Origin of the sequence: Streptomyces sp. NPDC002130 (assembly GCF_040296465.1) — a bacterium.
Lineage (GTDB): Bacteria > Actinomycetota > Actinomycetes > Streptomycetales > Streptomycetaceae > Streptomyces.
Genome location: NZ_JBEOXI010000633.1, coordinates 1 through 1,936, shown reverse-complemented (window position 1 = coordinate 1,936; position 1,936 = coordinate 1). Strand labels below are relative to the sequence as shown.

3 protein-coding genes are annotated in these 1,936 nt (G+C 58.5%); all 3 read right to left on the bottom strand.

Annotated elements, in window-relative coordinates:
- Window positions 1-289: 289 nt before the first annotated feature.
- The 3 genes from ABT116_RS43790 to ABT116_RS43780 all read right to left on the bottom strand — a co-directional run bounded on the left by ABT116_RS43790 (window position 290) and on the right by ABT116_RS43780 (window position 1,548).
- Entirely contained in the window at window positions 290-691 is a 402-nt protein-coding gene (locus ABT116_RS43790) for a helix-turn-helix domain-containing protein (RefSeq protein ID WP_351646389.1), read from the bottom strand.
- 391 nt (window positions 692-1,082) lie between these two features.
- Window positions 1,083-1,370 carry a hypothetical protein gene (locus tag ABT116_RS43785; RefSeq protein ID WP_042926913.1) on the bottom strand — a complete coding sequence of 96 codons (288 nt, stop codon included), beginning with the start codon at window positions 1,368-1,370 and terminating at the stop codon, window positions 1,083-1,085.
- A gap of 28 nt (window positions 1,371-1,398) precedes the next feature.
- Window positions 1,399-1,548 carry an NAD(P)-binding protein gene (locus ABT116_RS43780; protein WP_351646387.1) on the bottom strand — a complete coding sequence of 50 codons (150 nt, stop codon included), beginning with the start codon at window positions 1,546-1,548 and terminating at the stop codon, window positions 1,399-1,401.
- Between the last annotated feature and the right edge of the window lie 388 nt (window positions 1,549-1,936).

Here is a 1,936-nt window from a genome sequence, read left to right as displayed (position 1 = left end):
AGGGGCGGTAGGCAGAGAAATGCCGTGACCCGTCCCCCGGCGCCATACTCTCGGGGTTGGGTCGATAATCTGGCGGAATCCGACCCTACGTCGGGTAGTGAGCGATCGCACCGCAAACACGCCGAACGTTCTCCGACGATCGAGCACGGCATAGTCGAACGCATCCCGGAGAGCAGTCCCAGTGGTCTTCGAAAACGAGTTCCCCAGTCAGGAGCAGATACTCGTCCCTACCACTCCAGACCGTTCACCTTTCAGCGTCGGGGAACCGGTCTATAGCAGTACGTTTCGGTCAATCAGCGCCCGCAGTGATCTCTGGAAGTTTCTCTGCGCGGCGCAAACGTTCCGCCATGTCGACGACCAGCCCTGTGGACGACTCGGAAAGGCCGACCACTGCAGCCAACAGTTGCCGCAACGCCCCCTGTTCGAGACAGTCGATGACAACCGACGGTTCCGCCCCCTCACTGTCGACCGGCAGATAAAAATACTTGTCATCGACGCCGAAGAAATTAGCAAGCACAGCGACCACATCCGGAGAAGGGTTCGTCTGCCTACTTCGACGTAACTGAGACAGATAAGGGCGGGAGAGGCGAGAGCCACTCGCGGCGAGACCGTCCGCCACCACAGCTTGCGTGACCGGACGACCGAATCGCGGCGAATCCTCGAACAACATATTCAACCGATCAGCGAACATACGATCCTCACGTCGAAAAACCTAGACAGTATCGATTTCAGAACGATGATCACATGTCGCCGCCGGTAAGAGGAGCGCTCGGACTCAGCAGCTCGTATCCTTCCCGCGCATGCAGCGGTTCCCTCGCCGCTATCGCGGTTAACCCTGCCGTTTTCTGCTTCCGACTCCCGTGCGCCCCTGTCAAGCAACGTTGAAAATAAGGACACATTGCAGCACAACACCATTACCGCCAATAGTTCGCTGTCGTGCCGACAAAACGGAAACATTGTCGCAGGCTCGGCACAGAAATTTCCAGCGGCAGCCCCGGCCGAAGCATTGAAAGTCGCCCACATCAACCACGACGACAACGAAACTGAGGCCGGTCTGTCGCTACTATCGACCCTCGACATTATCACCGCAGACGCCCACGTCTTCCTCGTTCCCGCCCCTCGGCCTGCTCCTGCGCATTGCGCGGCACCTCGACGCCGCCGCAGCATCCTTCTTGCGTGGCGCGAACCTCTCCGACGGACTCGACAAATCCAACCGCCACTTCGCCCACATCCTCGCCCAGGACGCCAACGGAATCCGCATTCTCGCACAATGACACATTCAACGAAAAATGTATCTGCTTGCAGCCCAACATGTTCAAAATGACATGGCTGATCCACGGCGAGCCCTGGAGAATGCAAACAAGCGCCATCCAGCGTGGTCGAGGAGTTAAGGATGCGTCAGCGAGTTCTCGCCCAGGTGCCACCGATGTTCTCGCGGCGCTCGAGGATCGCGTAAGTGCTTCCGGTCTGCTCACGAATGAGGTGGCAAGCCGCGCCGATTCCGGACAAGCCAGCGCCGATGATCAGTACGTCGACATGCTGTGTCATGAGGAAACTCGTTTCGTAGGTCGTCGCGAAGCTACATCTGGCGTCGGCAGTGGCCGAGAATCATCAACCGGTCCAGGCCGGATTCCCTAAGGTCAGCGCCAATCAACAGGGTATGTGCAACCGACGGTAACAGTCAATATCTCGACCAGGCTCGAGACAGAACGTCACGAATGGCGGCGCGCCTGCCGCATGGCAATTCGATCGAGACGGCTGAACGCCTCACGCCACCGAGGTGTCGTTCACACCGCCGACGAAATGCCCGACGGCTCGCCTACTCGAGATAGCCATCCCCAAACATTCATCGCTCCAACATAATTCGATAACCAAACGTGCGAGCTTCTCCAGGCGGACGGGCAACTGAGATATTGCCGTTACCCTCGTGCGCATC

Bases quoted from the DNA above. Each gene is read 5' to 3' on its own strand.
- ABT116_RS43790 (WP_351646389.1), bottom strand. From the start codon at position 691: ATGTTCGCTGATCGGTTGAATATGTTGTTCGAGGATTCGCCGCGATTC.
- ABT116_RS43785 (WP_042926913.1), bottom strand. From the start codon at position 1,370: ATGGCGCTTGTTTGCATTCTCCAGGGCTCGCCGTGGATCAGCCATGTC.
- ABT116_RS43780 (WP_351646387.1), bottom strand. From the start codon at position 1,548: ATGACACAGCATGTCGACGTACTGATCATCGGCGCTGGCTTGTCCGGA.